Source organism: Arenibacter latericius DSM 15913, assembly GCF_000424985.1.
In the GTDB taxonomy this organism is placed as follows: Bacteria; Bacteroidota; Bacteroidia; order Flavobacteriales; family Flavobacteriaceae; genus Arenibacter; species Arenibacter latericius.
On the sequence record NZ_AUKX01000022.1, the window covers coordinates 1 to 25137 of the forward strand.

Below are 25137 nucleotides of genomic sequence, written 5' to 3' on the forward strand. Positions count from 1 at the left end.
AGCCCCGCCATCCAAGTGCCCGTATATTCGGTAAAGCTTCTCTTGCAGGACTTGCATTTATAGCGCTGTGCACCCTTGTCCTTTCCGAAACGGACATATTTGGTATGGCCACAGTGCGGGCACTCGCCCATCATATTGTCGAGAAGATGTCGGCGGGAGGCCTGTGCCCTTGGACTTCCCGTAGTCACATCGTGCTTTTCGATATCCTTGAGCAATCTCCGCCTGTCCACCAGAGGAAGCGAAAGGATCTTTTGTTTTAATTCTTCTAGTTCCATACCTAAAGATACAAATAATAGCTATTATAAACTAGAGCCAATTGCTTTCCCAATTGTTTATGAACTACCAATACCCTGAAAATATTGTGATCAGGAGTGATAACGGGAGTCAGTTTATAGCCAAAAATGTTAGGGAATACCTTGGGTTAATTGGCGTGAGCCAAGAGTTTACCCACATTGCAACCCCGGAGGAAAATGCTCATATAGAAGCTTATCACGGAATTTTAAAGAAAGAAGTTTTTAATCGATTTGAATATAGAACCTTTGGTGAAATAGAGAAAATCTTAAAAGAATACGTCGTGTTTTATAACAATGAAAGGCTACACGGACTCTTGGGAAGAATTACCCCCATGGAAAAATGGAACACTGAAAAACATGAAATTTTAACCAAAAAATTAACCGCTTAAATTAATCAACGAAATTTAAAAGAATACTCTTGTTTTATAGGGGTCAAAACATAAGGTATAACGAGCTGTATTAGAAAATTGCAATGAATTTGACCTGATTATCCGTTTGCCAATTTGGGAAAACATCCTACCCTAATAAAAAACAGTTTAGGCCTTATGTTTACCCGGCTGCGAATTGGAAAGATAACACATAGGAACTTCTTTATAAGCATCCTAGTATTGAATATAATTCACCCTCTCTAAACTAAAACTATGTTAGATAATAAGCAAAAAGCAAAAGAGTTCTATCAGTGTTTGGGCAAATTATTTTATTCCATCGCCATGGCCGATAAAAAGGTTATGCCCAAGGAAATTGCATCCCTAAGAAAAGATGTTAAAAAATATTGGCTATCCCCAGACCACGAGGTGGACGAGTTTGGCACCGATGCAGCATTCCAGATCGAAATTGTTTTTGATTGGTTACATGAAAAGGAAGCAGAAGCAGAGGAGTACTTTAAAGAATTTGCAGATTTTTACGAGACACATGCCTCTTTATTCAACCCACAAACAAAAAAGCGCATATGGAAAACGGCAGATGATATTGCCTCTTCCTATGCGCATAAAAATAAATCTGAGTTAATATTTTTAAACAAGTTGAAACTTATGCTCTCCCAAAGTTAAGTAAGTGTAAGTCTCTCAGAAAAATTTAAACAAACTTTTTAGACCTTACCAGCAGTACTTTTTTGGGCTGCACAAATTTTTACCTCATTGTAGCTCATCAAGGGTATTGCGATATGCGATTCCATTTTCTTCACTAAACTTTTATGAAATATACGTTGGAAGAATCCTTTTTTCTCTTTTCGTTCTAATAAAACCAAAATATCTGCATTAATTTCTTCCGTAAGCTTCCTTAGCTTAGCTTCTATATCATCGGAGAAATAAAGTTTAAACGCAATATTTTCATAATCTACTTTCTGTTCTAGCATTTCCTTAAACCACTCTAATTGCTGTTCTCCGGCATACTCTTTTTCTGTAGATATATGTACTATTTCTATTTTAGCATCTAATAACTTAGCCATTGAAGCTAGGTCTTGCAGGGCAATAATATCGGCCTCCTCAAAATCGGTAGCATATAAAATAGTATTGATGGACGATTTTTCTTTAATATTTGGAGCAATTAATAACGGGCATGTCACCTTATCCTGAAGCTCCTTACCAATATCTCCTACAAATAAGCCACGTTCCGAATGTTTTTCTTTTCTACCTATTACGATTAAATCGGCACTATATTCCTTGGACTTTTCTAAAATTGCTTTAGTAATAGAATCTCCTTCAACCACCTCAAAAACTACATTTTCAGGATTAAACTTAGCGCCAATATGCTCTCTACAGTACGCTTCTAGGATTTCTTTTTGCTCCCTAATCACATGGTATTCTATTTGCTGGATTGGGCGGCTAACAGAAACTCTTAAAGGCTCCATTCTATGCACATAGAAAACTACGAGTTTAGCACCTAGCTCAACACTGAGGTTATATACATTTTTTAAAACTGGAACTTCACGCTCTGATCTGTCGGTAGCGTAAAATATAGTATTCATCATAACAATATTGTTTAATCTTTAAATATATTATTATAAATTTAAGGGAACAATGATTTTAGTCATCTAATGTTAGATAAATTCACCCTTATCTCCCTGATTTCAATACTAAAGAAGAAAAAATGCCTCATCATAAATTACCTACTCATCCATATATCATAAAAATTCCTTAGATTCAAGGCCATGAAAGCAATAGCAAAATTAAAAAGTCCATTAACCGCATCGGAAGGTGAACAAATTAAAAACGTATTAAGTCCCATTTTCAATGTCCGTATATTAGATATTGATTTGGATAAAGGAATATTACTCTTCAACTACAACGGTCGTATGGATTTAGTGACCGCAGAAAAAATACTTTTGGAAGCAGGTCTCCCTATAATATCCTATTCAACACCCAACCGTATCCCACTAAAGTATAGCGGAACTGACCCTAATAGAGGTACCTTGGCATAAGGGGTCACTTAGTGTTCAGTTAATACCATTAGCGGTATATTGGTATGGAATCCCATCTTTTTTACAACCGATTCTCTGGTAAGCTTTTCAAAAAAGTTATGACTATAATGAATCAATGCAATCATATCTGCAGTATTAGTATTAGCAAAATTGGCAATAGCAGAAGCTACATCCCTCTTAAAACTAACGTTGTGGAAACTATGATTAATACCTAAAAAATGCTTTTCTAGAAGTAGCTTATTGGAGTTTTGTAAATCGCTAAGAATAAATTCCGTTCCTACCTGGAAAACGTATGTTTCCGCATTCCACAACCTTATCAGTTCTATCATGGGATTTAACTCTGAAGCCTCAAAGTAATTGAGAAAATTAGTTGGAAAAACAAGGCGCTTCAGACGCTGGAAACTATATTCTTTAGGAACTACAATTATGGGTCTATTCCTAATAGACTTTAATACCCTAACTGTATTACTGCCTATAAATACTTCTTTTGCCCCTGTTGCTCCTGTGGTCCCCATTATTATGCAATTAATATGATGGGTGAGTATAGTATTTTTAATGGCGGTAAAAAGATTATCTTCCATGGAAACTTTCTCGAAAGTATGATTTGGGTTTTTGTGATGCGCTCTCAAATAAGCGATAATTTTATCTAGTTCTAGTTGAGATTGTTTTTCCATAGAGTCATAAATCACCCCAATCCTTTGCTTTCCTTTATCGCCTAAAATATTAGCTATATCAGGCTCATAAGAGTTAAGAATAATAAAATGGTAGGAAAGGTCGGCATACAGCTTTAATGCAGTAAACATAGCATTCCAGGCACTATCAGAAAAATCTGTGGGTAATAAAATTATTTTCATCACTTTATCCTTTATTCGTTAAACACCCTATCTTTAAGTGAACTTAAAATGTGACTCAGCCTTAAACTAATTTCACTTACACCTATTTATTTCTTGTTAGATACTTGCAATATGGAAATAAGAAAGAACCATCAACATTTATCTTTATAAAATAGGTGATTACCGTCTTAAAGTTCATGATAATGGTCAGCTCTAAAACCACAAATGATTAATTGATTTATATCATAAAAATAGTAACAAGAAACACCTAGATTTGATAATTATGGAAAAGAATAACGAGCAAAGTAATCAATTGCAGCTTCAAAAATATATTGATCATACGCTTTTAAAAGCTTCATCAACCGAAGAAGATATTCTTAAGTTATGTGATGATGCGCTAAAGTTTAATTTCGTAGCCGTGTGTATAAACGGGACTCACATTCCATTAGTAAAATCTAGATTAAAAAACTCCTCAATTAAAATAGCTACGGTGGTAGGGTTTCCTTTAGGTGCTATGTCTACTAAGGCGAAAGTTATGGAAGCAACAGATTACATAAGTCAAGGCGCCGATGAAATAGATATGGTAATTAATATTGGTTGGCTTAGATCGGGTAAATTAACAGAGGTAAGAAATGATATTGCCAAAGTGAAATCAGCTATAGGAAATAAGATATTAAAAGTGATTATAGAAACTTGCTATTTAACGGATGAAGAAAAGAAAACTGCCTGTAGATTAGCTGTAGAAGCCAAAGCCGACTTCGTAAAAACTTCTACTGGTTTTGGCCCTTCTGGAGCCACTTTTGAGGATGTTATTTTATTTAAAAAAACGGTTGGGGATGCCATACAGATAAAAGCTTCTGGAGGCATTAGAGATAAAGACACAGCTCTTAAATATATAGAATTAGGTGCCACCAGAATAGGAACTTCCTCTGGAATCAGGATGATACAATCTTCATAATTTAAAAAGAATGAGTTTACACATAGAAGCTAAGAAGGGAGAAATTGCAGAAACCGTACTATTACCAGGAGATCCATTGCGCGCAAAATGGATTGCCGAAACCTTTTTAGAAGACCCTTTCTGCTACAACCGTGTTAGGGGAATGTTGGGATACACAGGCACTTATAAAGGGAAACTTATATCTGTACAGGGAAGTGGCATGGGAGTACCATCCGCTATGATTTATTATCATGAACTGATACAGTATTATGGAGCCAAAAATTTAATTAGAGTAGGTACAGCTGGTGCGTTACAAAAGGATTTACAATTAGGAAATATAGTACTGGGCATGGCGGCATCTACTAATTCTGCCATTAATAACAATACCTTCTCTCATTCGCAATATGCGCCTACAGCTAATTATCAATTGCTACAACAGGCAGCCAACTACGCAAATAAAATGAAAATTCCTTTTCAGGCAGGAAACATCCTTACCTCGGATATTTTTTATAATGATGATGCCGAAGACTATAAAGTATGGGCTAAACATGGGGTTCTTTGTGTAGAGATGGAAGCAGCGGGCTTGTACACCATTGCTGCAAAGCATAAAATTAATGCACTAGCCATACTTACCATATCCGATTCATTGGTAACAGGTGAAAAATCTTCCTCTAAGGAACGAGAATCTACGTTCTCTAATATGATAGAAATAGCACTTAATATTACCTAATATTGCGAATTTAAATATTCTAACCCCTAGTTTTTGAGTTTATTTGAAACCTCATCGGCCTTCCTTCTATATCCAAACATAATACTTACCTTTAAAAATGTTTTATGGGAAGAATGTGGAAAAAAATCGGACTTACCTTAATTACTTTACTAATTTGCTTTTTTCTTGTCTTGATTATATGCAACATTATCATTGAGGTAGGTAGTTCCGGGAGAACTTTTGAAAATACAAAAGACATTCCAAAGAATAAAGTGGGAATAGTGCTTGGCACTTCCAGTAAATTAATTGGGGGGACACCTAACCCTTATTATACCAACAGAATAATGGCTACCATTGCTTTATTTAAAGCAGGGAAAATAGATTATGTTCTGGTAAGCGGAGATAATGGCACTCCCTATTACAATGAACCGATAGTCTTTAAAAAAGATCTTATAAAGGGAGGTATACCCGAAGAATGCATCATTTTAGATTATGCCGGATTTAGAACTTTAGATTCTATGATGCGCGCCAAAACAGTATTTGGTTTAGACGAGGTTACCGTAATTTCACAAGAATTCCATAATAAACGAGCCATTTATTTGGCAGAGAAAAAAGGATTATATGCTATAGGGTTTAATGCAGAAAATTTACCCATAAAACACGGGCTAAAAGTTCAAGTCAGAGAGTATTTTGCAAGGGTAAAGGTTTTTATCGATTTAGCACTTGATACCCAACCTAGATTTATGGGTGAAAAGATTTTGATTAGATAAAGTTAAACAAATAATTTCTATTTTTTCCAACTCATAAATTCCTCTAGATCTAGGTTCCATCTAAGATTTATTTATATTTACCCATAGAAAACCAAGTATGTCTGCGGTTAAAAAATTGATAAAAAATCTTGGTCCTGGTCTCCTTTTTGCAAGTATGGCCATAGGCACATCTCATTTGGTACTTTCTACCAAGGCAGGGGCACAATATGGGTGGATTATGATTATCCCGATTATGTTGGCTAACGTGCTTAAATACCCTTTTTTCGAATTTGGGGTACGCTATACCAATATTACAGAAAAGACATTAATTGAAGGATATTTAAATAGAGGCAAAGGATATCTCATATTTTATTCCATCATCACTTTTATAACCACTTTTACCATACTAGCTGCCTTATATGTAGTAACGGCAGGTTTGCTTGTTAATTTACTTAAGTTATCACCAGACAAGGTTAGTATTGCTGCAGGCGGACTCTTTGTTCTAATATCCCTATTGCTTATCCTAGGCCGCTATCGCCTATTGGAAACCTCCCTTAAATATGTGGTTAGCATATTATTTGCTGCCTTAATAGCTACAACTATTATGGTTGTAATCAATGGAAAAGTTGTTAGCAATGTGGACTTTGTACCACCAACATTATTTAATGAAGTAGGAATCTTATTTTTAATCGGATTAATGGGATGGATGCCTACAACCGTAGAAGCATCTAGCTGGGTTAGTTTATGGACGGTAGAAAAATTTAAAACCACTATTAACAAACCTAGTTTAAAGGATGCCTTATCCGAATTTAGACTTGGGTATTTTATATCGTCTATTCTAGCCGCATTCTTTCTTGTTATCGGATGGTTTACCCTTTATGGAACAAATACGGAATTAAGTGGTAATTCGGTTGTTTTTGCCGATCAGTTAATACAAATATTCACGAACAGTATTGGAGTATGGGCCTATATACTTATTGCTGTAGCTGCCTTTGCAACAATGTTCAGCACTTGCCTAACAGCACACGATGCTATAGCCAGGGTAAGTATAGACTCCCTAAGTCTATTGTTTCCTAGCCTGAAAAATATTAAGAAAAAGGGCTTACCAATTACTATTATTCTATTAGCAGTAGTAAACTTTATGGTCATTACTATATTTGCAGCCAATATGGGATTGCTTCTCTCCATTGCTACCTCTGTATCCTTTGTAGTTGCTCCAATAATTGGCTATATGAATCTAAAGAATGTAATGAGCCAGGAAATTCCCCAGGAACAACGTCCTAAAAAGGGCCTACAGCTCCTTACTTATTTCGGTATTCTATTCCTAAGCCTCTTTTCTCTCTATTACTGTTGGATGGTGCTGCTCTAAAAAAATACACCCATTTCGGGTTAACATTGCTCCAAATAACAGGTCTTCAACACCTCTTCAGCACAGCAGGCAACCCATTGAAAATCAACCTAAATAAAATTATTTTAACACATCATTAACAGTTTAGATTTGTAATTGGCCTCTGTATCCCCAATCTTTGCCCCTAATGCAAAGGAATATTACAATGAAATTGATTACCATAACCAGAAACACCAAACAAGAAAAAAGATTTACCCAAAAGATGGGTATGTTATATACCAATGTAACTTATATTAAAAAAGCCATCTTTGGGATTATCCCTATAAGCACTATTCACAAGTACAGAGAAACCTACTACGGAAAGGTAAAAGATTGTGAGCAATGTGTATTAAGCAAGTAAGCTTACGATAGATTATTTAAAACGCTTCCTTTTATTATAGGAAGCTCAACTAAATTCCCATTTTTTTCAGGATACTTTAGATCAGAAGAGTTCGTTGTAATTTAGGATAATTATATTGGTTCTTTCATTTCTGTTATGTAACATTTCTAAGCAGAAAACTCCATTTTTACATTTATTCAATAGGCGCTCTTCCCCATATCCGACTGCTTCTACAACATTATCTTCAGGAACTCCTTGTTCCAACAAATAATCTTTTATGGCATCTGATCTTCTTTGGGAAAGATTTAGGTTGTAGCGATTACTTCCTCTACTGTCTGTATGGGACGCTATTTCTATTCTCAACTCAGGAAAGCTATTAATTGCAGCGACAACTTTATCTAACTCCCTAGCAATTTCTGGTGTAACCTCAGCTCTAGATTTATTAAAGAAGAATTTATTTATTTTTATCATCATCTGCTCTTCCTGTTCGGTAACAATATCATCTATAGCTACCATTTCTAGATTAAATTTAAAGGTGTTAATCGTATCTAATCTTGCCGCATTTAAATGCTGATTATATGTGGAATACCGATTTTTTACAGCTTTAAGGACAACCGTTTCTTGCCAAGGTATTTCTAGTTCGTATTTTCCATTTGCACCGGCAGTTACTTCTTTTATAATTCTCCCCTCATCATCCAATAAACTAACTACAGCTCCATCAATTACCGCTCCATCATTTTTTCTTTGTACCATTCCTTTTAACGCCAATGTCTTTAGTCCTGGCTTTTCTAGCATGTGAAATCCGTAGATATCGTCCTTTCCTATTCCTCCAGATCTATTTGACGCAAAATATCCAACATATTCATTAGAATCACTCATTTTTATAATCATCCCAAAGTCATCTTCGGAAGAATTTATGGAAGGTCCAAGATTTACCGGAATACTAAAATTATCATTCTCCTGAAAGTTAGCTCTATAGATATCCATTCCCCCTAAGCCATAAAAAACATCAGAAGCAAAATAGAGGGTATTATCAAAAACAAAAGGTGCAATCTCATTTCCAGGAGTATTAATCCTAGGCCCTAAATTTATGGGAGCAGACATTATTATACCATTGTTGGTGTACACATAATACAAATCTGTTCCCCCATAGCTATCATCAAAATTCGCAGCAAAAAAGAGCTTGCCTGTAGCAGCCTCATAAAAAGGATAATGAAAAGAAGTATTTAAATCTCTTAGAATATAAGTGTGGGAATTTTTACTACTACTCATTCCTATAGACATAGCATTTTTCCCCTTTGGACTAAAAAGTAATTGATCCCCATTTGCATTAGACAGACTGTAAAAAACACGATCTATTTCCTCAGAATAATATGGGGTAGACTTATGAAAGGGAGAGTCTTTTAAGCCGTCAAATTCCTTCACCGATTTTAAATCCCCGTTAGGATCTATCTCTGCCTCATAAATGTTTAAGAAAGAATTACCAGACGGATTATACACCTTTTTAGAGCCTCTTGGCCGGTCACTGGAAAACAAGAGTTTATCCTTGAAGAAGGAAGGGGAAAAATCGCTCTGATTACTATTAATCCTGACATTATAAAGCGCGTAATTTGGTTCTAATTCCGATTCCGACCACAGAAGATCATAATTAAATTCTGCATTTTCTAATAACTCCTTAGAGAACACCTGCTTATTGTCTTGTAAAAATGTTTTCACCTCTTCCATCCCCGAGGTATTGTGGATAGATTGCAGCAACCTATTAAAATGACTAGCAGTCATAATGGTATCCTTCTTAAAAACATCCAAATAGATCTTAGAAGCCTTATTATAATTGTCTACCCTTAAATAAGAATCTGCTAGGTTTAGGTACTGTTGGCTAGTAAGTGGTCCTTTTTGCAATTCCTTTTGATATTCTGTTATAGCCTTACTATAGGAATACTCAAAAAATGCAATATCTCCCTTAGAACGCTTTTGCTGAGCAAAGCATAGAGAAGGAATAATTAGCAATAATAGATATAAGTTCCAGAACCTCATATTACTATATTATGTTATATTATTTTTTTAGAAAAACCTAGGACTATCAATCTGCTTAGGCTTTCCTTTTAATTCATTATTCTCGCCTTTCTCGTTATCCGAGCTACTATTACCTAAATAGAATTTTAAAATTACCTCGTGGGAACCTTTACTATACTCCCCTAGATTACTGGTATTATAATCATAGGAATACCCCATGAAGATATTGTTAGATATTTGTATCCCTGCCAAACCACTCACCGCATTATCCCATCTATAAGATGCTCCCAGGGTAACTATATCACTAATCAGAAAATTAGTTGATAAATTTAGGTTCATCGGGGCACCTTTTAAAGAATTGACTAAAAATGCAGGTTTAAATTTTAAATTTTCAGAGAGGTCAAAAACGTAGCCTCCAATGAAATTAAACTGCACTTTATCTTCTACTATATTGGCTACCTCATCTGCATAGATTCCATCGGTTAGAAAATTGGGTATAGACAGCCCCAAATACCAGTTTTGTTGATACATAAACATTCCAGCACCAATGGTAGGATAAAATTTATTAAAGGTATCCTGTCCATTTAATAGGGGTTCGTTAGGGTTTTGAAAATTTCCTTTGCTATAGTCAACATCCAAAAGGGATCCCCCTGCATCTATACCAAAAGATAACTTAGTATTTTCCGAGAGCATTACCTGAAAAGAATAGGCTAAATCTATATAGGTTTGGGAAGTTGGCCCTAACTGATCACTTACCACATTAAACCCCAACCCTTGCTTTTCATTAGCAAAAGGAAGGTTTACCCCTAGTCTTAACGTTTTTGGAGAGCCAGGAATCCCCGTCCATTGTACCCTATATAACCCAGAAATATCTGGCCTTTCAACCGTACCCACATAAGCCGGATTAAAGCTCCCTATATTATACATATATTGGGTATACTGCGGTTCTTTTTGCCCATAAGCCATCAGTGTCCCCAGCAACAAAAATATAGCGTAGAAACGCTTATAATGTAATAAACTATAGAATTTATATTGCATAGTTTTTATCATCTAATAATTTGGATCCAACCTTTTTTAACCGCTCTACCATCACCTAGATCTAAGATATAATAGTAGGTTCCTTTTGGCAAATCCCCATTCTTCCCTGTTCCTCTCCAATTATTCTTATACCTGCTTGCGGTAAAAACTTCGTTGCCATAACGATCATAGATCTGTAACGTGTTATTGGGATAATCTTCAATACAATTAATATGAAGGTGGTCATTAGTTCCGTCTTCATTAGGTGATATTAAATTAAAAACAAAACCACAGTCTTCAGGAGTCTCTTCTCCTACAGTAATGGTTACGTTAGCTGAATTATTTTCAGGAGTTCCATCCTCGGGAAAACTATCTACAAGAATTGCTTCATTAGTAAAACTACCCTCTTGAGGTATCGCAACAACAATAGTAAGCGTCTGCACCTCTTTTTCCATCATCTCTTCTAATTCCCACACGCCACTTAGCTCATCATATACTCCCGCTGAGGCAGAGCTACTAATATATTGAAAGCCACTACTAGCATCTACAAGATCTTGAACCTGCACATTCGTCACCATAATAGTACTATGGTTGGTTATGGTAATAGTAAAAGTTATTTCTTCCCCAATTGCCGGATTCTTTTGATCTACATTCTTTTTAATTTCTAGATCCACAATACAGTTGGCGGCATCTATATTTGGATAGCAAGCATCCAAGGCATCTATTATTCCATCCCCATTGGTATCTATGGGATTGTTTATATCTGGACCACCTTCCTCTCCGTCTGATATGCCATCGCCATCTGTATCCCGATTAAATGGATCTGTTCCTAAGGTGATTTCATCTCTATCATAAATACCATCACCATCACTATCTATAAAGCAATTACCCACCGATATTATCACTTCTACACTTTCATCTTCGCAAGGAGCAACAGCTGTATTTGTAGTAAACCTAAAAGTATATTCTCCTATAGCTGCCCCTTCAAAATCTACTTTATTATCTGCGTTTATGGTGACCGAACCTGGAGGCGTTCCTACTACACTCCACTGTCCAGTTGCCTCTCCATTAAGTCGAGTATCGTCTAAATCTATAACGGTTTCTCCTCCTCCCTTAACATTACAGGCAACCGTATTTACCGTTTCGCCAATCTTTACGGGATTTTGAACGGTAACGGTTACAGGAACGCGATCTGTAGTACATCCGTTCCCCGAAGCTTCTACGTAATACACCGTAGTAGATTCGTTATTAGGGGTAGTAAAACTACTGCCTTCCCCTATAGGATCTATATCTGTTTCTGAAGCATACCAAAAAAGACTACCGTTGTCCGAGGCAGAGGCCGTAATAATTGCCTGACCTCGCCCACATATAACGGTGCCAGCAGTATCTAAAATTTCTGGCGGAGTATTCCTTACCAACGTAACTTCTAAAGGCGGACTTACACAACCAGTTTCTTCGTTATATAGATAACCATAGAACGAAGCTGCAAAATCTACAACACTACTTTTTCTCCTTGCCCCAATATTTGAAAAGTCATCGCTACTACTCCACACCAATTGATAACCCGATGGAATAGAGGTTTTAGTATATTCATCTAAATCTTGACTAAAGTCTGAGCAGAAAATGGTAGAAACATCGGCATTGATCAATGGAGCTTCTATACAGTTGTCATTATCGGTTATAGTTCCTATCCCTCTATTTTTTATGATTTTAGCAAGGCCGGTAGCATTTACTAGGTTCACGAAAAACGTTTTAGTTCCCTCGGCTACATCATCATCTATAATTGGTACTTCAATAGTCTTTTCCTCTCCTTTAAATCCTATAAAAGTTAAGATTCCAGACCTACTTAGATAATCACTTCCTGCAATTGCGGTATTATCGGAAGTAGTAAAAGTAACCACAGTTCCCAATAATACGGCAGCATTAAGCGTTACAGTAAATTTCGCAACCCCAGCACTTTCTTCTACTACCACATCGTTAATAGAGACACCGCCTACATCATCGCTGGCAATATTTACTGTGGCATCTTTAGGAAAACCAAGACTATAACCTACACCTGGCAAAAGCGTAAGCTTTACGGTTTCGATATCTGCCTCCACCACGTCATCATTAATTGGCGTTACGGTTATGGTACTTTTTATTTCCCCATCAGGAATAGAAACGGATCTGGGAAGGGCAATATAATCTTCTCCTTCTGTGGCAGTACCATTAACCTCAAATTGCACTACAATAGCCTCCCCTGAGGTGTTTCTAATATTTAAACCAACTGTAAAGGTTCCCGATTTAAGTGGGTTTTCTGAAGCCTCTTTATCTGTAGCTTCGATGGTCACTACATAACTGTCATCATTTAAGATGGTGCCTAGCGATTTGTCTTTACCATCTTCAAACACATAATTTAAGGGAGGTACAGAGAGCGTAACAGTAAAAGTTTCATCTGGTTCTACTGAAAGGTCTCCTTGCACTTCTATTTCAATATTTGTCGTATGAGAACCAGCAGAGAAGGTAGCAGTTCCATTGGGGAAAAAACCTCCAACAAAATCGGTTGCATTAGCCGGATTCTCTCCACTTGGAACCACACTATAATTGAAATTCACCTCATCCAAAGCATTGCCAGTACGCGTTACCGTAAAATTAAATTTAGTAATCTCATCATCACCCTCTTCAAGGCTTACACCTTCAATTATAGCTATTTCATTAATATCATCGTTAAGTATAGTCCCTTGTGCTGTTATTTTTGATCCCAATTCATATCCTTTACTAGGATCACTAAGAGTAACAACAAATGTTTCATTGGGTTCAACATCAGTATCGCCATTAACTTCAATTTCAATGGTTTCTGCGGAAGAACCAGCAGGAAAGCTCACTTCACCAGAAGGAAGTTTATTCCCAACAAAATCTGATTTATTTGCAGGGTTGGTAAGGCCACCTGTTACCTTAAATTTCACCTTGGCTGAAGCCGAATTATCTCCAGTTCTATTTACAAGAAAGGTAAAAATTGTAGTTCCTGAATCCCCTTCTTTAAGGGCTTCATTTCCTCCTATAGTAATCTTGTTTAAATCGTCGTTTAGAATAGTGCCTTGCGCTTCACTTTTTCCAAGCGTATAACCAACACTAGGACTACTGAGTTTCACAATAAATGTTTCGTCTGGCTCCACATCGGTATCACCATTTACATTCACATCAAATGTGGTAGTAGCGGCTCCAGGTGCAAAAGTTACAGCACCTGATGGAAATACGTTGCCAACAAAATCAGCCGTATTAGCAGAAGTAGTAGGTCCGGCAGATACGGTGAAAGTAGCACTTGCCCCTAAACTAGTATCACCAGTGCGACTTGCGTTAAAGGTAAAAGCGGTAGTTCCGGAATTACCCTCATCTTCTTCAATATTCCCTCCAATGCTGATTATATTACTATCGTCGTTTAATATGGTTCCCTGTGCTGTAATGTTTGTGCCAAGCTCATAACCAGCACTGGGATCACTAAGGGTAACAATAAAAGTTTCATTTGGCTCAACAACGGTATCGCCCTTAACCTCAATTTCAATAGTTGCTGTTGATGAACCGGCCAAGAAATTTACATTACCTGATGGGAATGCATTTCCAACAAAATCAGCCCCATTAGCAGAATTGGTAGGTGCAGCAGTCACCTTAAATTTTGCAGTGGCCGCAGCAGTATTATCTCCAGTTCTGTTTGCAGTAAATGCAAAAATTGTAGTCTCGGAATTCCCCTCATCTTGTTCAATATCTTTTTCTATAGTTATCTTGTCTAAATCGTCGTTTAGAATAGTGCCTTGCGCTTCACTTTTTCCAAGCGTATAACCAACACTGGGATTACTGAGTTTCACGACAAATGTTTCATTTGGCTCCACATCAGCATCGCCCTTCACATTTATGGTAAATGTTGTAGTGACCTCTCCCGATGCAAAATTTGCAGTAGCTGTAGGAAATGCGTTCCCAACAAAATCAGCCGCATTAGCAGAGTTAGTAGGTCCGGCAGACACCGTATAGGTAGCACTCGCCTCTAAACTAGTATTTCCAGTACGACTTGCCGTAAAGGTAAAAGAGGTAGTTCCAGAATCTCCTTCCTCCTTTTCCACATTATCTCCTATACTAATCGTTTCACTATCATCATTAAGAATAGTTCCAATAGCAGTGGATGTTCCTATACTGGTATTAACAGGATTGGAAAGGGCAAGTAAAAATGTCTCATTAGGTTCAGCAACAAGATCTCCTTTTACGTTGATGGTAATGGTAGCCGAATCTTCACCATCAGCAAAACTTACAGTATTAGTGGGCAATGTTCCTCCATCAAAATCCGCTGCATTGGCAGGATTGGCTCCCGTACCAGTTACTGAATAGTTTACACTGGCGGTACTAGAAATGTCTCCACTACGGGTAACGGTAAAATTAAATGCAGTTGTACCTGCATCACCCTCGTTCAAAGAAACGTCCTGCCCTAAAGAGATTTCACTATCATCATTTAGTATTGTTCCCAGGGCAGTATTAGTACCTAGGTTGATTGTTGCGGGAGAAGGATTACTAATTGCAACTGTAAAAGTTTCATTAGGTTCTAGTTCCCGATCTCCATTAACATTTATAATAATAGTAGCAGTACTAGCCCCATCTGCAAAACTCACTGTATTAGAAGGCAATGTCCCTCCAAAATCTGCCGCATTAGCTGCATTAGTGCCACTACCCGCTACGGCATAGTTTACACTAGCAGGACCAGTAAGAGATCCAGTTCGGGTAATACCAAATATAAACTCTGTTGTCCCTGTATCTCCCTCTATTTGGGAAATAGGCCCATCTAAAGAAATCTCAGCGTCATCATTGAGAATAGTATACGTTGTAGAAGTAGGAGCCACAATAGTATTAATATTTCCACTAGATGCAGTAATATTCAGGATGATGTCTTCATCATCTTCCACCACATTATCATTAAGAATGGTAAGGTCTATCGGAAACAACTCATTATCATAAGCGCCTGGAGGAATTGTAATTGTATTATCACCCAAGGAAAAATCGACCCCTTCCGTTGCGGTACTATTGGCATCTACTTTTATGGTTACGGAGGTAGCAACATCTACTATCTCACCATTAATAATCAACCCTGGTAAATTCCCACCTACATTTTCAGGGTCTTCACTACTCGGCGTTGAAAAAGCTACAGAGGCATCGTTATCTTGGATATTTATAGTAGTTGTGTTAAGGGTAGGACTTATAAACCCTACAGTTGCATTAACAATTTGGATGACTATAGTTTCTGTATCCTCTACCAATAAATCATCCTTTATTGCAATGTCTACATTTACGGATGAATTAACACCTGCTGGTAGTTCTACCTTTACACCAAAATCTTCATAGTCTTCTCCATAAGTAGCGGTAGACGAGGGCAAAATAATCAAATCAATTGTAGAATCCCCGATAAGCGTCCCCAAGCAAGAAACTTTAAAACGAGCAGGCGTGGGACCTTCCTCCGAACCGTTATTTACATTTTCAATGGAAATAATTTGCGCCTGGGCTAGCACACCAAATAGCAATAAAAACATCAGCAAAGACCATTTAAATAGACCTTTGCCCATTTTACGAGTGGAAATTTCGTTCAATAGGGTATCCATTTTCATAAGTGATAATCTCTATTAACAAATCCTAACATAAAGGGTAATATCGAAGAAAGGGACTACCAATATTACTAAAAAATACCCCCCTTCCCTAACAAACTAGGGTCAAATATGAATTTATCAGATGAACGGTAATTTAGGTCTACTAAAGGCTTTATAGCTTATAAAACACAAGAGGTAAGAGCAGACCGACCAATTATATCTTAGTCGCTCTAGCCCTTACCTCTTAGGTAAATTCTATTTAGTAAATTATTAGCCCTCTACTTTTGCGGATTCAGTTTCCGCATCGCGATGGATTTTTTTCACTAATCCTTGCAACACTTTACCTGGTCCTATCTCGGTAAAGTGTATTGCTCCATCGGCTACCATTTGCTGCACACTTTGGGTCCATTTTACCGGTGCGGTAAGCTGAGCAATAAGGTTTTCTTTAATTTCTTGAGGGTCTGTCACCGCAATTGTGGTCACATTTTGGTACACTGGGCAACTAGGCGTATTAAAAGTTGTGTTTTTAATTGCTTCTGCCAATTCTTCTCTTGCTGGCTCCATCAAAGGCGAATGAAAAGCACCACCAACGGGAAGCACTAAGGCTCTTCTTGCCCCAGCTTCCTTTAATTTTTCACAGGCTACTTCTATAGCTGCAAGCTCCCCTGAAATTACTAGTTGACCAGGGCAATTATAATTTGCAGGCACTACAACACCTTCTATTTCCGAACAAATTTTTTCCACAACAGCATCTTCTAGTCCTAGCACTGCTGCCATTGTTCCTGGTTGCAATTCACATGCTTTCTGCATTGCTAAAGCTCGCTGTGAAACTAGCTTTAAGCCATCTTCAAAACTTAAAGTTCCGTTAGCTACTAGGGCTGAAAATTCACCCAAAGAGTGGCCCGCAACCATATCTGGCGCAAAACTATCTCCCATAATCTTCCCCAAAATAACGGAGTGTAAAAAAATGGCTGGTTGGGTAACCTTGGTTTCTTTTAAATCCTCCGCTGTTCCTTCGAACATTAAATCTGTAATGCAGAATCCTAAAATATCATTGGCCTTTTCAAACATCTCTTGTGCCAAGGGATATTTTTCGTAAAGGTCCAATCCCATACCTACAAATTGGGCTCCCTGCCCGGGAAATATATATGCATTCATAATCTGTTGTTTTTAAATTTTAATTTCTCAGACAAGACTATCATCCTAATTCTAAATGCCAAGCCTAAATCACATTTCAAAATGCAAAAATAGAATTATTTGACTTATACTCCTTATAATTAAACTCTCAGTTAAGGTTGGAGCCCTATTTTTTCACCTAGAAGATTACACTGGATAGAAAATTAGAATTAAAACTCTACTCTTTAAACCAACTGGAATACTTCACATAACTATCTGCAATCCGTTTCACCTCTCCCTCACTTAATTCTACGCTAATATCTTTAATTTTCTTTGCTGGCATCCCTGCAAATACGGTCCCCGATGGAACGCGAGTACCTTTGGTAACCACTGCCCCGGCCGCAATAATACTATTGCTTTCTACCACACAGTCGTCCATCACAATACTTCCCATGCCAATTAGCACATTGTCGTGTATTGTGCAGCCATGAACAATAGCATTATGCCCAATAGACACGTTGTTTCCTATTATAGTTGGGGATTTAAGATATGTACAATGGATAACCGCCCCATCTTGTACATTTACCTTGTTTCCCATTTTTATATAATGTACATCCCCACGAATCACCGCATTAAACCATACACTACACTGATTTCCCATAGTAACATCACCAATCACTGTAGCATTCTCGGCCATATAACAATCTTCACCTATTTGTGGAGATTTCCCATTCACTGCTTTAATCATATATGTTTCTTTAGTTCTCGTATTCCAACAAAAAAATCCGTACTTAAAGTTATACCTCCATTCCTTTAACTAGTGATATTCCCTGTCTACCCTTGATTAATTTTACACAAAGCTATTCAAAATAAGTTGTAATTATCTTTAGCAGAAAATTAGGGTTAAAAAATAACAGTCCATCTAAGTTAGAGGGTTGATTAACTCTCTTTTATAAAAATTGACTAGTAGGCTGTAAAGACTACATTGTTATATATGCCATTACTTAGAAATCCTTTGTACTTTTGTGAAAAATATTCATTATGAAGGAGTTTATAATTACGGTAGTTCCAACGAACAATCCGGCGATTTTAAAATTTGAGACTAATCATTTTATCACTAAGAACCAGAATTACGAATTTAAAAATATAGACGATGCTAAAAACTCACCTTTAGCACAGCAATTATTTCACTTGCCTTTTATAAAGACGGTATATATTGCAGGCAACTTTATTGGTTTAGAACGTTTTAACATTGTAGAATGGGATGACGTTAAAGATAGCGTAGCTCAACAATTAACCGATTATTTAAATTCTGGAGAAGTTGTAGTAAAGGATGACGAGGAAAACAAAAAGAAGGTAGCAGTGACTGTTTATGCAGAAGTTACGCCAAACCCTTCTGCCATGAAATTTGTTACCAACAAAAGAATTGTCCCTACCTCATTTGAGTTTAAAAATATTGAGGAGGCCAAGGACTCACAATTAGCAAAACAATTGTTTACGCTACCTTTCGTAAAAGAAGTTTTCTTTGATGAAAACTATGTGTCTATAAATAAATACGATGTAGTAGAATGGGAAGAAGTAACCTCTTCCATTCGTGAATTGATACGAGATTTCCTTGCCGACGGTAAAGAAGTAGTATCTGCCAGTAGCATACAGCAAAAAAGCTCAGAATCTCCTGCTTCTAAAATGGAAGATGCTAATCTAGACGATACTTCTAAGCAAATTATCGACATTTTAGAGGAGTATGTAAAACCAGCAGTTGCCTCCGATGGCGGGAATATTATGTTTAAATCGTATGAGGAAGATACTAAGACTGTAAATGTTATCTTACAAGGGGCTTGTAGCGGATGTCCATCTTCTACCTTTACCCTAAAAAATGGTATTGAAACCATGCTTAAAAACATGATGGGAGAAAAAATAAATGAAGTAGTTGCTATAAACGGTTGATTTCCTGAACACTTCGAGGTTTTCCCCCTTTTATTTGCTAACTTTAAGAAAACCTAAAAAAATAAATATTATGGCTATCTTAAAAATTATTGAAGTACTAGCAAGTTCTAAAGACGGATGGGAGGATGCAGCAAAGAAAGCTGTAGAACAAGCTTCCAAAACGGTAAAGAATATTCGCTCAGTTTACATCAAAGACCAAAGTGCAACAGTAAAGGATGGAAAAATAATAGACTATCGCGTTAACGTGAAAATCACCTTTGAAGTATCGGATTCTTAATATGACCTAAACAGAATAAAAAGCGCCAATAAAAGGCGCTTTTTTTATGGATCTAATTTATTTTAACGTTTTCCATCCCTACATTACCCCATTCGCTCTTATTAACAATTGTTTGATGCACAATACTTGGCTTCCTATGAGATTTTTATTTGTTTTGTGAAAAATTTAAAATTTATGGAAATTATTACAAATTACGAAGAACACTGGGATAAAGCAGTAGATTTTATGTGGGAGGCTCTTCCTAACCTCGCCATGGCCGTTATTATTTATTTCTTAGGTAGTTGGGCCATAAAATTAATTAATCGATTGGTTCGTAAGTTTTTTGCAAAAGCAGACTACGACCCATCCTTAGAGTCATTTTTACAAAGCTTTATAAGCATAGCGCTTAAGATTATGCTATTCGTAATTGTTATTACTCAATTAGGAGTAGCAAGTACTTCCCTTGTAGCAATTATTGGTGCGGCTGGTCTTGCTGTAGGTTTAGCCTTACAGGGATCCTTGGCCAATTTTGCTGGTGGAGTTCTAATATTACTATTTAAACCATTTAAAGTAGGCGATTGGATATCTGCACAGGGAGTAGACGGAACCGTTAAGGAAATTTCCATATTTACTACCAAACTTAGTACTGCTGGAAATCAAATTGCCATTATACCTAACGGGCAACTGTCTAACAACAATATTATTAACTACAATGCGCAAAGCACAAGAAGGGATAATATTACCATAGGAATTGGATACGACTCTAATATTAAACAAGCTAGAGAAATCCTCTTGAAAATATGTGCCGAAGACGAGAACATTCTAAAAGATCCTGCTCCACAAGTATTTGTAGCGGAATTAGGTGATAGCTCTGTAAATCTTTCTTTACGGTTCTGGGCAGATACTAGTGTATTTTGGGCTGCACATTTCCACGTAATGGAAGAATTAAAACTTAGGTTTGATGAAGCAGGCATAGATATACCATTCCCACAACGGGTAATACACAATGCACAGGCTTAAGACTTCTTCTTAGTCTGTAAAATAAAATCTTTTAAGTAATAAGGTTCAAAGTAGGCAACATTTTCAAAGTCGCCTATTTTGAACTTTTTATTTGATAGCTCACCCATTTCTAGTGCTGTAGGCAAAGTAGTTATAAATGAAAAGTTTGGGTTCTTTAATATGCCCTTGCATTTTTCTGCACCATCACCGATCAAAAGCACAGAGCCTTGTTCTGCATACTCCATAAAATGGCCTTCCTCAATAATCTCTGCTTTAGTATCCCTTATTTGTTGCCCCTTAGAGTTAAACACTGCAGAATATACTTCCATCCTTCTTGCATCGAGCACTGGAATAATAAAATTATAGGTGTTTTGAGTAGCTTGATTCGCTAAACTCTCCAATGTAGAAACGGAAATTAGAGGTATATCTAGAGCGTAACACAATCCTTTAGCTGCAGACACCCCTATTCGCAATCCTGTGTAAGAACCAGGACCTTTACTCACTGCAACCGCAGAAAGATCACTAAAAGACAAGGAAGCCTCTTGCAAAGCTTCCTGTATAAAAATATGTAACTTTTCTGAATGTGAATAATTGAGGCTATTATCCTCCTTTTGAAGAATTATCTTTCCATCCTTAGCAATACTCACCGAACAATTGGTGGTTGCCGTCTCCAAATTTAAAATTAGTGCCATATAGGCTACAAATATAAGTTAATCCAAGGTTATGGGTAACCCAAAATAAAACTCAAGCACTTTTAATCTAAAAATATAATCGTATTTGGTACGGATTAGCTCTGCCTCTGCATTATCTACACGAGATTGCGCCTGACTATAGTCGAAAGAGTTCATTAAACCTACATCAAAACGGTCTTTAGAGTATTCATAGGCCAATCTTCTTGCTTCTAACGTTTTTTCTGCCGCCTCATAAGCTTTGGCATAACTAGTAACATCTACATAAGCCTGATTGATATTGGTCTCCAAATCTAATTCATTTTGCTTGTGCTGTAGTCTAGATCGCTCCACATTAATTTTGGCTCGTTGTACTCCATTTCTGGTACTAAAACCATTAAATACAGGGATATTAATTTGCAACCCATAGGAAATTCCATCCGTTAAATACAATTGGTCACTAAAAGGTATTCGCTCTCCTGTAGAAGGATTTCTAAATTCACTGGAGTATTGTGTTCCGTAGTTAAAAAATGCACCTACAGTAGGAAAAACAGCTCCCTTAGCTATCTGTAGATCCTTTACAGCTAAATCTACATTAGATAAAGAAAATTTTATATCATTCCTAAAAGTTAACGCCTTTTCGAAAATCGATTTTGGGGTATTGTTTAAAATATCTGAGGGTGGAATATCAAATTCCTCCTCAGCAATATCAAAATTCTCATAGTCGGTAATCTGTAAAAGCTGTGCCAAATTGATGCGGGAAATTAAAACCAAATTCTCCCCATTTACAATTTGCTGCTCCTGAGTAGCTAGTGTAGCCTCTATCTCCAACAAATCGCCTTGCGGAACCACTCCGGCTGCCACCAATTCTTTAGTTCTTTCTAAATCCTTTACCGTTACCGCATATTGTGAGCGAAACACTTTTAGGGATTCCTTGTTGGACAATACTTGAAGATAAGCATTGGCCACGGCCAACATAATATCATCCTTTAAGTTATCTAATCGATACTGATTTGCCAGAGCATTAAGCTTTGCCCTATTCAATCTATGGATATTCCTAAGTCCATCAAAAAGGGTTACAGAAGATCCAAAACCACCCGATGCCGTAGTTATTGTACCTGTCACCTGCTGGTTTCTAGATTGATCTAAAACAAGACCCGAATTACCAGATATACGTGCATTGATATTAAAATTGGGCAACATATCACCAATAGCATCCGACCTGTCTATTAAAGCATTGTCAAGATCTAGCTCATATTGCTCTATTGTTAAGTTATTGTCTACGGCATACCTAACACATTCTTCCAAAGTCCAATCCTTCTTCTGAGCGTTCATTGTCGCAAAGCAGAAAAGGAATATCCCTATAATACCATTAATTCTCATCTATACTATGTTTTTGGATTGATATTGCCTATTGGTCTTATTTGGTTTCTTCATCTTCTTCCTTGCCTATTTTAATAGGCTCAGTCTTGTTCCATACCTTTACCCTATCATCATCGTTAATCCCGGATAAAATTTCTACGTTTACTCCATCAGAAATACCGATTTCAACATCACGCCTTTCAAACTTTTGTTCTTCTATTGGCCCTACAGCAATTTCTACAAAAGGTTTATCTGTTGTTTTATCGAACTGCAATAGCGCTTCTGGAATAGCCATAACATCTTCTTTCCTTTCTAACACTAAGGAGGCATTGGCACTATATCCTGCACGAATTAAGAAATCATCTTCAACGGTAACATCACCTTCAATCTTAAACTGTACTGCACCTGCTTCTTCGATTCCTTTTGGCGCTATAAACCTTAGTTTAGCATCAAATGTCTTATCACTAATTGCTCCTAAGCTTATTTCTAATGGCATACCCAATTCTAATTTCCCCACTTCACCCTCATCTACCTTTCCTTCAAAGATCATAACACTCAAATCAGCAATTGTTGCAATGGTAGTTCCTTCATTAAAGTTATTACTCTGGATTACCTGATCTCCTTTTTTAACGGGAATTTCCAAAACTGTTCCAGAAACAGTAGCTCTAATATTGGTGTTTGCTAGCGAAGACCCGCCTGCAGAACCCACTCTAATAATCTGATAATCGGAGCGTGCATTTTCCAATTCCAATACAGCCTGATCATACCTTAATTTTTGAGTATTGTAATCCTGACTAGATATTACCCCTTTATCAAATAAGGTTTTATTCCTATCGTATTCAATTTTAACATTGCTTAGGGCGATTTCTGCATTTCTAACCCTTCCTCTCGCCTGATTAAGGGACTGCTCATTGGGCACCACCTTAATTTTCGCAATAAGATCTCCTGCTGCTACCTTTACACCTTCATTAAGAAATATCTCGTCTATAATACCCGAGATCTGTGGTTTAATCTCTACCTCGTCTTCCGGAATTACTTTTCCTGTGGCAACAGTTTTCTTTTCTATACTGGTAGTTATCGGAGTCTTTACCTCATAGGTTATGGCAGACTTGCTATTGGACTTCACAAAGAAGGCAGCCGCCCATAATGCTCCAAGTACCAAAACACCTAGTAGTATGTATTTTACAATCTTATTCATTTCTATATCTATTTATTTGAATTGGTTTAGTTTATTCTTCTCTTAATGCGTCTATTGGTTTTATACTGACCGCACGTTGTGCAGGAATCAATCCGATTAAAGTTCCTAAGACTACCATAATAGCCAAAGCCCCCAGGACATAAGGTATAGGCACTGTTGGATTGGAATAGGGAAAGTCTAGGTCTTGCGTAGCATTATTTATAATACTTAGCACCCCAGCTCCCAAAATAATCCCCATTATCCCGGCTACCACTGTCAGGAATACAGATTCTAAAATGATCTGAGCGCGTACTTCACGTGGAGTTGCCCCCAAAGCCCTACGTACCCCTATTTCTTTGGTTCGTTCTTTAACTGAAATCAATAAGATATTTCCAATCCCTATCACCCCTGCTAATATGGTAGCAATACCAACCACAAGAGATAGGAAGGTAAGCCCCTTGGCAAAACCACTAACACGACCAAAGACCTCTCCTAAATTAAAAGATCCAAAGGCCCGTTCATCTTCGGGGTTAACCTTATGGATGGACTTCAATAGCGTTTTAACGCTTTCTTCTACTTTTAACACATCGGCATCGTCATAGGCTGCAATAGAAAACCACCCCACATTGTTCCCGCTGTTGTACAATTTCCTATAGGTAGAGAATGGAATAAAAATATCACCATCACTATCAAAACCGCCTCCTTGGGAAAACTTATGTACGCCCACTACCTGAAAAAACACATGGTCTATTCTTATAAATTTCCCAATTGGAGACTCTCCCTTTTCAAATAATTCTTTCTCGGTACGTTCTCCAATAACACACACTTTTCTCGACTGTTCTATATCCGCATCATTAATAAATCTACCTCCATCATATATTTTCTTAGTAGTAATTTTGGTAAAGACAGGAAAGTCCCCATATACGTTATAGCTGCCAAATTTTTGACCTCTTACTATTGTACCCGGGGCATCTCCAAATACTCCCCTTACATTCCTGGGTGCTATATATTCTATTTCCGGTATCCTATTCTTTAAGCTAGTAGCATCCTCTAATTTTAATTGTATTGGTCTACCCGTTCTAAAACCTTCATAAGGCATACTGGTATTTTGAGCCCATACGAACATACTGTTCTTGGCAACGTTCTCAAACACCTCTTCAAAACCGTTGTCCATTCCTTTTGCTGCACCAGACAGGGCAATGTAGATAAAGATCCCCCATAAAACCCCAATTACGGTAATAATGGTTCTAGTCCTATTTTTCCCAATAGAACCAAAAATCTCCTGCCATGTATTAGTGTCAAATATAAATCGCAT

23 protein-coding genes are annotated in these 25137 nt (G+C 37.1%); 11 read left to right on the top strand and 12 right to left on the bottom strand.

Translation table 11 applies throughout. The features are described 5' to 3' along the window. The coding region (locus tag H344_RS19955; RefSeq protein WP_026810636.1) for an IS1/IS1595 family N-terminal zinc-binding domain-containing protein at positions 1 to 275 on the bottom strand (275 nt) is incomplete at its 3' end. A 59-nt stretch (positions 276 to 334) separates the two neighbouring features. Between H344_RS19955 and H344_RS19960 the strand changes: the two genes are divergently transcribed. Continuing rightward, on the top strand, positions 335 to 682 hold the full coding sequence (locus H344_RS19960) for an integrase core domain-containing protein (protein ID WP_240484965.1): 348 nt from the start codon (positions 335 to 337) through the stop codon (positions 680 to 682). 252 nt (positions 683 to 934) lie between these two features. Further along, positions 935 to 1342, top strand: a complete 408-nt coding sequence (locus H344_RS0109195) for a hypothetical protein (RefSeq protein WP_026810050.1) — start codon at positions 935 to 937, stop codon at positions 1340 to 1342. 38 nt (positions 1343 to 1380) lie between these two features. Here H344_RS0109195 and H344_RS0109200 read toward each other — a convergent pair whose 3' ends face one another. Continuing rightward, complete coding sequence (locus tag H344_RS0109200; RefSeq protein WP_026810051.1) at positions 1381 to 2262, bottom strand: universal stress protein; 882 nt, start codon at positions 2260 to 2262, stop codon at positions 1381 to 1383. 180 nt (positions 2263 to 2442) lie between these two features. On the opposite strand from H344_RS0109200, the gene H344_RS0109205 reads away from it, so the two are divergent. Next, on the top strand, positions 2443 to 2712 hold the full coding sequence (locus H344_RS0109205) for a hypothetical protein (protein WP_026810052.1): 270 nt from the start codon (positions 2443 to 2445) through the stop codon (positions 2710 to 2712). Positions 2713 to 2720: 8 nt separating this feature from the next. Here the strand turns inward: H344_RS0109205 and H344_RS0109210 are convergent, their stop codons facing one another. Then, on the bottom strand, positions 2721 to 3566 hold the full coding sequence (locus H344_RS0109210) for a universal stress protein (RefSeq protein WP_026810053.1): 846 nt from the start codon (positions 3564 to 3566) through the stop codon (positions 2721 to 2723). 292 nt (positions 3567 to 3858) lie between these two features. Between H344_RS0109210 and deoC the strand changes: the two genes are divergently transcribed. From deoC to H344_RS0109235, 5 genes are all read left to right on the top strand, one after another. Further along, positions 3859 to 4503, top strand: a complete 645-nt coding sequence (gene deoC / locus H344_RS0109215; RefSeq protein ID WP_026810054.1) for a deoxyribose-phosphate aldolase — start codon at positions 3859 to 3861, stop codon at positions 4501 to 4503. A 10-nt stretch (positions 4504 to 4513) separates the two neighbouring features. Further along, positions 4514 to 5212 (top strand): purine-nucleoside phosphorylase, encoded by a 699-nt coding sequence (gene deoD / locus H344_RS0109220; protein ID WP_026810055.1) that lies wholly within the window; start codon positions 4514 to 4516, stop codon positions 5210 to 5212. Between the two features lie 104 nt (positions 5213 to 5316). Continuing rightward, the gene (locus tag H344_RS0109225) at positions 5317 to 5961 is read left to right on the top strand and encodes a SanA/YdcF family protein (protein WP_316929560.1); all 645 of its coding nucleotides are present in this window, start codon (positions 5317 to 5319) and stop codon (positions 5959 to 5961) included. A gap of 97 nt (positions 5962 to 6058) precedes the next feature. Beyond that, on the top strand, positions 6059 to 7309 hold the full coding sequence (locus H344_RS0109230) for an NRAMP family divalent metal transporter (RefSeq protein ID WP_026810057.1): 1251 nt from the start codon (positions 6059 to 6061) through the stop codon (positions 7307 to 7309). Between the two features lie 184 nt (positions 7310 to 7493). Beyond that, positions 7494 to 7688 (top strand): hypothetical protein, encoded by a 195-nt coding sequence (locus H344_RS0109235; protein ID WP_026810058.1) that lies wholly within the window; start codon positions 7494 to 7496, stop codon positions 7686 to 7688. A gap of 81 nt (positions 7689 to 7769) precedes the next feature. On the opposite strand, the gene H344_RS0109240 is transcribed toward H344_RS0109235, so the two are convergent. From H344_RS0109240 to H344_RS0109260, 5 genes are all read right to left on the bottom strand, one after another. Beyond that, complete coding sequence (locus H344_RS0109240) at positions 7770 to 9701, bottom strand: OmpA family protein (protein ID WP_026810059.1); 1932 nt, start codon at positions 9699 to 9701, stop codon at positions 7770 to 7772. 27 nt (positions 9702 to 9728) lie between these two features. Then, a complete protein-coding gene (locus H344_RS0109245) occupies positions 9729 to 10718 on the bottom strand; it encodes a PorP/SprF family type IX secretion system membrane protein (RefSeq protein WP_026810060.1) in 990 nt (329 codons plus the stop codon). 8 nt (positions 10719 to 10726) lie between these two features. Then, complete coding sequence (locus H344_RS21015) at positions 10727 to 16318, bottom strand: Calx-beta domain-containing protein (protein WP_026810061.1); 5592 nt, start codon at positions 16316 to 16318, stop codon at positions 10727 to 10729. Positions 16319 to 16567: 249 nt separating this feature from the next. Next, positions 16568 to 17455 (bottom strand): ACP S-malonyltransferase, encoded by an 888-nt coding sequence (fabD, locus tag H344_RS0109255; RefSeq protein ID WP_026810062.1) that lies wholly within the window; start codon positions 17453 to 17455, stop codon positions 16568 to 16570. Between the two features lie 196 nt (positions 17456 to 17651). Beyond that, on the bottom strand, positions 17652 to 18161 hold the full coding sequence (locus H344_RS0109260) for a gamma carbonic anhydrase family protein (protein WP_034256370.1): 510 nt from the start codon (positions 18159 to 18161) through the stop codon (positions 17652 to 17654). A gap of 293 nt (positions 18162 to 18454) precedes the next feature. Here H344_RS0109260 and H344_RS0109265 point away from each other — a divergent pair, with 293 nt between their 5' ends. The 3 genes from H344_RS0109265 (at position 18455) to H344_RS0109275 (ending at position 20636) form a co-directional block, all read left to right on the top strand. Next, positions 18455 to 19360, top strand: coding sequence for a NifU family protein (locus tag H344_RS0109265; protein WP_026810064.1), 906 nt, complete (start codon positions 18455 to 18457; stop codon positions 19358 to 19360). 70 nt (positions 19361 to 19430) lie between these two features. After that, positions 19431 to 19637, top strand: coding sequence for a dodecin family protein (locus tag H344_RS0109270; protein WP_026810065.1), 207 nt, complete (start codon positions 19431 to 19433; stop codon positions 19635 to 19637). Between the two features lie 174 nt (positions 19638 to 19811). Beyond that, entirely contained in the window at positions 19812 to 20636 is an 825-nt protein-coding gene (locus H344_RS0109275; protein ID WP_026810066.1) for a mechanosensitive ion channel family protein, read from the top strand. On the opposite strand, the gene tsaB is transcribed toward H344_RS0109275, so the two are convergent. From tsaB to H344_RS0109295, 4 genes are read right to left on the bottom strand one after another with little or no spacing between them, the layout of a single operon-like run. Continuing rightward, positions 20633 to 21307 (bottom strand): tRNA (adenosine(37)-N6)-threonylcarbamoyltransferase complex dimerization subunit type 1 TsaB, encoded by a 675-nt coding sequence (gene tsaB / locus H344_RS0109280; protein WP_026810067.1) that lies wholly within the window; start codon positions 21305 to 21307, stop codon positions 20633 to 20635. The genes H344_RS0109275 and tsaB overlap by 4 nt on opposite strands. Before the next feature lie 18 nt (positions 21308 to 21325). After that, positions 21326 to 22666, bottom strand: coding sequence for a TolC family protein (locus H344_RS0109285; protein ID WP_026810068.1), 1341 nt, complete (start codon positions 22664 to 22666; stop codon positions 21326 to 21328). Between the two features lie 37 nt (positions 22667 to 22703). Further along, on the bottom strand, positions 22704 to 23843 hold the full coding sequence (locus H344_RS0109290) for an efflux RND transporter periplasmic adaptor subunit (RefSeq protein WP_026810069.1): 1140 nt from the start codon (positions 23841 to 23843) through the stop codon (positions 22704 to 22706). Between the two features lie 31 nt (positions 23844 to 23874). Then, a complete protein-coding gene (locus H344_RS0109295; protein ID WP_026810070.1) occupies positions 23875 to 25137 on the bottom strand; it encodes an ABC transporter permease in 1263 nt (420 codons plus the stop codon).

Coding starts and splice junctions, on each gene's coding strand:
- H344_RS19960 (WP_240484965.1), top strand. CDS start 335: ATGAACTACCAATACCCTGAAAATATTGTGATCAGGAGTGATAACGGG.
- H344_RS0109195 (WP_026810050.1), top strand. CDS start 935: ATGTTAGATAATAAGCAAAAAGCAAAAGAGTTCTATCAGTGTTTGGGC.
- H344_RS0109200 (WP_026810051.1), bottom strand. CDS start 2,262: ATGATGAATACTATATTTTACGCTACCGACAGATCAGAGCGTGAAGTT.
- H344_RS0109205 (WP_026810052.1), top strand. CDS start 2,443: ATGAAAGCAATAGCAAAATTAAAAAGTCCATTAACCGCATCGGAAGGT.
- H344_RS0109210 (WP_026810053.1), bottom strand. CDS start 3,566: ATGAAAATAATTTTATTACCCACAGATTTTTCTGATAGTGCCTGGAAT.
- deoD (WP_026810055.1), top strand. CDS start 4,514: ATGAGTTTACACATAGAAGCTAAGAAGGGAGAAATTGCAGAAACCGTA.
- H344_RS0109225 (WP_316929560.1), top strand. CDS start 5,317: ATGGGAAGAATGTGGAAAAAAATCGGACTTACCTTAATTACTTTACTA.
- H344_RS0109230 (WP_026810057.1), top strand. CDS start 6,059: ATGTCTGCGGTTAAAAAATTGATAAAAAATCTTGGTCCTGGTCTCCTT.
- H344_RS0109235 (WP_026810058.1), top strand. CDS start 7,494: ATGAAATTGATTACCATAACCAGAAACACCAAACAAGAAAAAAGATTT.
- H344_RS0109240 (WP_026810059.1), bottom strand. CDS start 9,701: ATGAGGTTCTGGAACTTATATCTATTATTGCTAATTATTCCTTCTCTA.
- H344_RS0109245 (WP_026810060.1), bottom strand. CDS start 10,718: ATGCAATATAAATTCTATAGTTTATTACATTATAAGCGTTTCTACGCT.
- H344_RS21015 (WP_026810061.1), bottom strand. CDS start 16,318: ATGAAAATGGATACCCTATTGAACGAAATTTCCACTCGTAAAATGGGC.
- fabD (WP_026810062.1), bottom strand. CDS start 17,455: ATGAATGCATATATATTTCCCGGGCAGGGAGCCCAATTTGTAGGTATG.
- H344_RS0109260 (WP_034256370.1), bottom strand. CDS start 18,161: ATGATTAAAGCAGTGAATGGGAAATCTCCACAAATAGGTGAAGATTGT.
- H344_RS0109265 (WP_026810064.1), top strand. CDS start 18,455: ATGAAGGAGTTTATAATTACGGTAGTTCCAACGAACAATCCGGCGATT.
- H344_RS0109270 (WP_026810065.1), top strand. CDS start 19,431: ATGGCTATCTTAAAAATTATTGAAGTACTAGCAAGTTCTAAAGACGGA.
- H344_RS0109275 (WP_026810066.1), top strand. CDS start 19,812: ATGGAAATTATTACAAATTACGAAGAACACTGGGATAAAGCAGTAGAT.
- tsaB (WP_026810067.1), bottom strand. CDS start 21,307: ATGGCACTAATTTTAAATTTGGAGACGGCAACCACCAATTGTTCGGTG.
- H344_RS0109285 (WP_026810068.1), bottom strand. CDS start 22,666: ATGAGAATTAATGGTATTATAGGGATATTCCTTTTCTGCTTTGCGACA.
- H344_RS0109290 (WP_026810069.1), bottom strand. CDS start 23,843: ATGAATAAGATTGTAAAATACATACTACTAGGTGTTTTGGTACTTGGA.
- H344_RS0109295 (WP_026810070.1), bottom strand. CDS start 25,137: ATGCGATTTATATTTGACACTAATACATGGCAGGAGATTTTTGGTTCT.